The sequence below is a fragment of the Phaeovulum sp. genome, from assembly GCF_041596715.1.
Taxonomy (GTDB): domain Bacteria; phylum Pseudomonadota; class Alphaproteobacteria; order Rhodobacterales; family Rhodobacteraceae; genus UBA6213.
On record NZ_JBFHIA010000165.1, the window covers coordinates 1 to 7,398 of the forward strand.

7 protein-coding genes are annotated in these 7,398 nt (G+C 59.7%); 4 read left to right on the top strand and 3 right to left on the bottom strand.

Annotated features, from left to right (window positions below; genetic code table 11):
• Together ABY403_RS11485 and ABY403_RS11490 are read right to left on the bottom strand one after the other, a co-directional pair.
• The coding region (locus ABY403_RS11485; RefSeq protein WP_372840952.1) for a sulfatase-like hydrolase/transferase at window positions 1-947 on the bottom strand (947 nt) is incomplete at its 3' end.
• 90 nt (window positions 948-1,037) lie between these two features.
• Entirely contained in the window at window positions 1,038-2,327 is a 1,290-nt protein-coding gene (locus tag ABY403_RS11490; protein WP_372840953.1) for a DUF1566 domain-containing protein, read from the bottom strand.
• Between the two features lie 349 nt (window positions 2,328-2,676).
• Between ABY403_RS11490 and ABY403_RS11495 the strand changes: the two genes are divergently transcribed.
• The 4 genes from ABY403_RS11495 to ABY403_RS11510 are packed head-to-tail and all read left to right on the top strand — an operon-like array spanning window position 2,677 to window position 6,588.
• A complete protein-coding gene (locus ABY403_RS11495) occupies window positions 2,677-3,297 on the top strand; it encodes a paraquat-inducible protein A (RefSeq protein ID WP_372840954.1) in 621 nt (206 codons plus the stop codon).
• Complete coding sequence (locus ABY403_RS11500) at window positions 3,252-3,902, top strand: paraquat-inducible protein A (RefSeq protein WP_372840955.1); 651 nt, start codon at window positions 3,252-3,254, stop codon at window positions 3,900-3,902. The genes ABY403_RS11495 and ABY403_RS11500 overlap by 46 nt, the downstream gene beginning before the upstream one ends.
• Before the next feature lie 4 nt (window positions 3,903-3,906).
• Window positions 3,907-6,009, top strand: coding sequence for an MlaD family protein (locus ABY403_RS11505; RefSeq protein WP_372840956.1), 2,103 nt, complete (start codon window positions 3,907-3,909; stop codon window positions 6,007-6,009).
• 3 nt (window positions 6,010-6,012) lie between these two features.
• On the top strand, window positions 6,013-6,588 hold the full coding sequence (locus ABY403_RS11510; protein ID WP_372840957.1) for a membrane integrity-associated transporter subunit PqiC: 576 nt from the start codon (window positions 6,013-6,015) through the stop codon (window positions 6,586-6,588).
• 26 nt (window positions 6,589-6,614) lie between these two features.
• Here the strand turns inward: ABY403_RS11510 and ABY403_RS11515 are convergent.
• Window positions 6,615-7,398, bottom strand: a 784-nt coding sequence (locus tag ABY403_RS11515) for a magnesium transporter (RefSeq protein WP_372840958.1), incomplete at its 5' end; no start/stop codon positions are given.

Here is a 7,398-nt window from a genome sequence, read left to right on the forward strand (position 1 = left end):
GTGGTGGCAAAACCTTCCGTCCGCCCACTGGCTACACCGGGCCCCGATACGACAAGAGGAACATGCGTGCCCCCTTCGTAGATCGTGCTCTTGGCCCCGTGGGCACCATAAAACCCGCGCGTGACTTGGTTGGGCGAACCGTTATCGCCGATGAACATGATGATCGTGTTGTCACGCTCGGCTTGTGGCATCGAGTCAAGCAGGCGACCAATCTCGGTGTCCAAGGCTTCTAGCATCGCGTTGTAATAGGCCAAGGGGTTCGCCGCGATCGCCGCCTCGGTGTCAGGCAAGTCATCGAAACTGTGCAGATCTGCGGGCGGCAGATGAAACGGCGTATGCGGTGCCGTATAGGCCAGCCAGAGGAACCACGGGTTTTCCTGCACCCCGATCCAGTCGATCGCCCTATTGGTAAACTCGGTCGTCGCGTATTCGTCTATCTGTATCGGTTTTTCGTCGGATATCGCGGTCCAGTGCGAGTAGTCCGGCAAGGCACCGATAAACAACCCAAAATAGTCCGAAACGCCCAGCTGTGCGGGGTGGTCGAATCCCGTGCCGGGGCTGGCCAGATGCCACTTTCCGATCAGGTTCGAACTGTATTCGGTTGCCGCCAAGACATCGAAAATGCTGGTCACATCTGGCGAAAGCTCGCTGGAGCCTTTCTTGACAATCGCAGCACCAACACCTGTGCGAAAGCCGTATTGGCCGCTAATGATCGTGGCGCGCGTTGGCGAACAGGTTGGCGCAGAATAGAAGTTTTCAAACACCATCCCGCTGGCACATAGGCTTTCGATGTTCGGCATCGGTGCCTGCTGATCGCCAAGCGCGTAGCACCGAGAAGCGTCAACCCCCATGTCATCGGCGATGATCAGCAAAATATTGGGGGCGGTATCCGCCAGCGCGGGCATTGCCAGAGCAGTTGTGGCCAGAGCGGTGAAGATTGTTTTCATGTGCATGTCGCAGGGCACCCGTGGTTTTGTTGCGCAGCCAAATGGCCACGCGACAGCCGATTTCGAGAGGATTTCTGGCACATGCCAGAATTATTGCGTCACATCCGCATCGCGCACAAGGCGGACAAAGTTCAGGATGCGGATCGCATCCCCCTGCGGCCCACGACCATTGGGAAACGCGCTCGGGTCACCCGCTTTGGGGTCGGACCGCTGCGCACCCGCACCGTGAATGTCAGTCCACTGGCGGTCAACATTGCCGATGGCGCGGCCAAAGCTGACATATGCTGCCGCCGACCCCGGATTGCGCGTCCAGTTGGCATGTGTTGTCGAAGACCAGAAATAGGGCCAATCCGTTTGCCCCAACTCGTTGGTGATCTCGCTCGTCTGGAACACAGGGTTAATCGCGGCAGAACCTGTGGTGTCTGGTGAACGCGTGTAGTCCACAAGACCTTGCAGCTCTTTCACATTGGGTAGCCGCCAATCGTCATGCCCCAGATAGCCTTCGGCGTTCTTCGCCTCGGCCCATGCCAGCGCATCGGCCCAGTCCATGCCTTGGCCGCTATCCGCCTTAGCCCACATCAGCCCTGTCGCCGCGTCGCTGACAGTGCCGTCGCCGTTGTCTGCAAAATCGTTGACGCCATAGCCCACATCGCCGCGCACAAAGAAAACGTAAAACTGGTTATCCTGCCCGCGCATCGAAAGGCTGTATCCCTTGATGCGCCCATCGGCAAAATTGACGCCGAACATGGTGGCGGCTTTCCGCGGCCCCGTAGTCGAGACGTATTGCGTAGACGTCGCCATCTGCGCGTCGATAATCCGCTCGCCCGCCGCGACATCGCCCCAACCGAAGTCAAACCATGCCCGGTCGATGAACGGGATCAGACCAGAGGTATCGCTACCTTCATACCCCGAAGGGTCTTGGCCACGAAAATCCATCAGCGAATAGAGTTCGGTTATCGTCGGCAAACGCCAGTCGTCATAACCGCCAAGCGTCATGCTCTCGGCTTGGGCGATGGCTTCCTCGAAACTCAGCTTGTCGCTGATATTGATGGCACCGTCACCGTTCAGATCGGGCGTACGCGCCCACATCAACCCGGTAACTAGGTCACTGACGGTGCCGTCGCCGTTGTCCGCATAGCTGGGCTGAACGCCCACGACCTGCGCGTCTTGCCCCGCAAACTGCTGGCCTTCGGCTGGGCAATCTATAACCGCGGTCGCGCCAAAGCAGACGGTCTGCAAGGTGTCTGGCACGGGATAGGGCGCATTGGCCAAGGCCGGAACTGGGCATAGCATAAGCGCCGCAAGCGATAGACCGCGCGGCAAGGTAGCGCGCGAACCGGTCAAGGGGATCGATGCAATCGTGGGGAAGCTCAGGGTCATAGGTCCTGTCCATTTTGGATGGTTTATTTGACCCGTTTTACGACTCGGGCGGCACTATCCGTCGCAATTTTTCTTCCCTTCGCCCTCTTCGCATTGCCCGCCTAGGCCTGCGGGGCGATGCCGATTGGCCCGCCAGCCGCGTTTTGCCCCCCGGGTGATGGCAGAAACCCGCGCCAAGAACAGCGCGCGCAGGTCCGGAAAAGTGCTGTGGCATTCAGGCAAAAGCCCGCTTACCATGAATACTCGGCTGGGCCAGAGGCGGTGTGGTTGGTCTTGGACCAGATGCTTCCATTCCGCGGGGGCCAGCCGCCAGCTGCGCCCGTAGCAGAAAGCGGTTTTGGTGAATCCCATGCATGACGGTCCTTCCGACCTTATCGCCTGTTCAGAATGTGATGCCCTCTATCACGCGGTGCAGCCAAAGCCCGGTGAGCGTGGGGTTTGCGTGCGGTGCCACCACGTGCTGATCCGGCCACGGCGCTTTGCCGGAATGCGCATCATCATGATGGCGGCGACGATGCTGATTTTGATGGGCGGCGCTGTGTTTTTTCCCTTCCTTCGGATCGAGGCGCAGGGTTTTGCGCATTCCACATCTATCCTCGATGCGGCCTTGGCGTTTGGCGGCGGCAGGCTGGAATTGCTGGCCATCGCTACCGTTGCGCTGATCCTGTTGATCCCGGCGCTGAGAATGGTCCTGCTGCTTTATGTATTGGTGCCCGTGGTCTTTGACAGGGAACCCATGCACAATGCCAAGGCGGCGTTCCGGCTGTCTGAGGCGCTGAAGCCTTGGTCGATGACCGAGATCTTTGCCCTTGGATGCGCGGTAGCACTTGTGAAAGTAGGGGATCTGGCGCGCATTGAGTTCGGACCGGCGTTTTGGATGTTTGCCGGATTGGTGATCGTAGTGGTCATTCAGGAAAGCTTCGTATGCAGTTGGTCGATATGGAACTCACTCGATCGGCCGGGAACGTGATTACCGCACGCGAAGCGGGGCTTGTCGCCTGTCGCCGCTGCACGCGCGTATGGCCGATGGGCACCGCGAAATGCGCCCGCTGCGGCAGCAAATTGCACCCGCGCGCCCCCAAAAGCCTGCAAAGGGTCTGGGCGCTGTGGGTTGCTGGGCTGATGTTCTACATCCCGGCCAATCTTTACCCGATGCTACAGACCCGCACGTTGTTTGAAGCCAAAGAAAGCACGATCGTCGGCGGTGCGATCGAGTTGGCGCAAAGCGGCGCGATCGGCATTGCAATCGTGATCCTTGCCGCAAGCGTTCTGATTCCTGTTGGCAAGTTCATGGCGATTGCCTTTCTGGCGCTAAGTGTCCGCCGCCGCGGCCTGCTGACGCCGGGCCAGCGCCACGCGCTCTATGAAATAGTCGAATATGTGGGGCGTTGGTCGATGGTCGATGTCTTCGTCGTGGCCATTTTGTCTTCCTTGGTACAACTGAGCGTTGTCGCCTCGATCAATCCGGGGCCTGCCAGTCTGACTTTTGCGATTTCGGTGGTGTTCACCATGCTGTCAGCCCAAAGCCTCGACTCTCGCCTGATCTGGGACGAGATCGAACATCTGAAGGATTAGCCACTTGAGCAGCCCCCCCGACATTCAGATCACGTCCGCGCGGCGTAGCATTATGGAACGGCTGAGCATTGTCTGGCTGATCCCGGTCACGACCTTGCTGATCGCGCTTGGGGTCGCGTGGCAATCCTATTCGGATCGCGGGCCCTTGATCCAGATTTCGTTTGAAAGCGCCTCGGGCATCAAGGCCGGCGAGACCGTGTTGCGCTACCGCGATGTGAACGTGGGTATCGTCGAGGAGGTCGGCTTTTCGCCCCTGCTCCAAGAGGTTTATGTATCAGTCCGGCTAGACAAGACCATTGCGCCTTTCGTCGATGACGATGCAGAGTTCTGGGTAGTCCGCCCTGTGGTGACCGCCCAAGGTGTAAGCGGACTTGGCACCGTTTTGTCGGGCGTGTTCATCGAGGGGTTGTGGGACAAGACGCCAAGCGGGCTTGTGACAAACCACGTCGGCTTGGCCAACGCCCCCTTGCTCAAGGTTGGGGAAACCGGGCTACAAGTAGTCATGCGCGCCCAAGGATCGGCCGTTCTAAGCGAAGGGACGCCCATTCTTTTCAAGGGCATCAAGGTCGGTCAATTGGGCAGGCCACGCCTTGGCGGCAACGGAGCAGAAGCGGTAGCAGACGCCATCATCTATGCACCGCACGACCAGCTGATCAGCAGCTCGACCCGGTTCTGGGACATCTCTGGCTTTTCCTTCAAGATTGGCTCAGGCGGGGCGGAGTTGGGTTTTTCGTCGCTTGCGTCACTGATTTCGGGCGGCATTACGTTTGAAAACATCCTGTCCGGCGGCGAGCGGATTTCTGATGGTGCACAGTTCGACATATACCCCGATGAAGCTGCCGCACGCGCCAGCATCTTTAGCGATTCAAGCGGGCCGACGCTCGAACTGGCGGTTGTTTTTGACGAGAATGTCAGCGGCTTGTCTGCCGGTTCCTTTGTGGAATACACGGGCGTCCGGATCGGCGAAGTAACCAGCCTGCGGGGCATCTACGACGAGGCACAGTTTGGCGATTCCCGTGTGCGACTGCTGGTGTCGATGGAAATCAGGCCCGAACGACTGGGGCTGGCAGAGGGCACGACACCGGCTGCTGCGCTGGCCTTCATCACCGACCGCGTGGCCGAAGGGCTGCGCGCGCGGCTGGCCACTTCCAGCATCCTGACCGGCGGCCTGAAGGTCGAGTTGGTGCAAGTTGACGACGCGCCCCCTGCGGCAGTGGTCGTACCCGCAGAAGGGATGCCCATTCTTCCAAGCACGGCCAACAACATTCAGGATGTTGCAGCAACCGCGCAAGGTGTGCTGCAACGCCTCAATGACTTGCCGATCGAGGAATTGCTGGGCTCGGCGATAGTGTTCCTCGACAATGCCTCGGAACTTGTTGCCAGCAGCGATGTGCAAAGCGTTCCGGGCGAAATCGTCGGCTTGATCGCAGATGCGCGCGGCGTGATCGGGTCTGACGATGTGCAGAAGCTGCCCGCAAACCTGAATGCGCTGCTGGCGGAACTGCAAGGCACCACGGGCGATCTGCGCCGTATCCTCGACCAAATCGAGCAGGCCGACACGGTCTCACGCCTTCTGGCAGCGATTGATGCGGCAAGCACGGCTTCGAAAGACGTGGGCGAGGCATTCACGGGCGTGCCAGAGTTGATGGACCAGTTGTCCGCGCTGACGCGAACGGCAAGCGCGCTTCCGCTAGAAAAGCTGGTCACCGACATCACCGCTATCGTGAATACGGCAAACGACTTGCTGGCCTCTGAAGGGGCAAAAGCATTGCCCGAGGTGCTGGCATCGGCCCTAGCCGAGGTGGACGCTGTTCTTGCCGAACTGCGGGCGGGCGGTGTGGTCGAGAATGCAAACAGGACCTTTGCTTCAACTGCGGATGCCGCAGATGCCGTTGCCGCGGCTACCGAAGACCTGCCCGCGCTTGTCGCGCGGATCGAGGCACTGATAGATCAGGCCTCCACCACGCTTGCTGATTTCAGCGGCAGCTCTGAAATCAACCGCGACGTGCGCAGCGCGTTGCGCGAGATTCAGGCAGCCGCCAGCGCGGTTACCAGTTTGTCGCGCGCGCTGGAACGTCGGCCTAATTCACTCATTCTGGGGCGCTAGGAAATGTCAAAAACACGTCTTTTCACGATGATGGCGGCAGTTGCGCTGCTTGCGGGCTGTTCGGGCGCTGGCAGGCCGCTGCTTTATCCGGTGCCGGTGGTAACCCCGTCAGAGAAGGTGCGCATTTCCTATGGCTCTGTCGAAGTGCGCGTGGTGTCCTTGCCCGAATACGCCGCCTTGTCAGAGATGGCGTTCCAGACGGCGGACGGAGGGATCGAAACATCAAAATCCCTGCTTTGGGCCGATAACCCGGTGCGGGCGATGACACTGGAACTCAGCCGGGCGCTGGGGCAGATCACCGGAGCCACAGTGGCGTCTGAACCTTGGCCGTTCGATAGCGTGGCCGATGCGCGGGTAGAGGTGCGGATCGAAGAAATGCTGACCGATCAGAGCGGCCAGTACAGGCTTTCGGGGCAATATTTCGTAGGCCCAACCAATGGCGAAGGCAGAATGCGCGCGCGCGTATTTTCGCTGCTGGTGCCGCTTGCTGTTGATGCAACCCCCGTGGCGTTGGCCGCCGCGAGGGGGCAGGTCATCGCAGATCTGGCCGTGTTGATAGCACGGGATGGGCTACGATAAGGAGCCCGGCGCACACCGCCCATTCGCTACGAAACGAGAAGCGGCATCATCAAGCTGGCCAAGCTCAGCACAAAGAAAAAGCCGGCCATGTCCGTTATCGTTGTCAACAACGGGCCGCTTGCCACTGCAGGGTCCTGCCCGATGCGTTTCAGAAGTAACGGAACGACGCCACCGATCGAAACGGCAAGAACCGTGTTAAGCGCAAGTGCCGTGCCAATGACAACGCCAAGCCAGCCGTTGCCCTTCCAGACCCAAGCCACGATCCCAATGAGGATTCCCAGCGCAATCCCGTTGATGACGCCGACCGATGCTTCTTTCAGCCAGACTCGAAGCGCATCGCGTGGCCGCACCAAGCCAAGCGACAGCTCGCGCATCGTAACGCCCACGGCCTGATTGCCCGAGCACCCGCTCATATCCGATACCATCGGCAAGAACACCGCGATCGCGATTACGGCCGTCAGCGTTGCCTCGTATGCAGAGATGACACTGGCCGCGATGATGTTCAGCACGATATTCGCCGACAGCCAGGCCAAACGACGCCGCGAGCGGATACCAAGCGGCATTGAGCGCAATTCGTCCCCGACAATACCTTGCAAGCGCAGATTGTCGCTTTCTGCCCGCTCCAGCGCGGCTGTATCAACTGCCGAACGCGACACAACACCGACAAGTCGCGCGTCATCATCGACGACAGGCACACCCAGAAACGGATATTTGTCAAAAATATCCTGAAGCTCATCCAGCGATGCATCAGTTCCAACGGTAAGCGGCTCGACCATGACCGAGGTCAATAGCGCGCTGCGCTTGGACGTA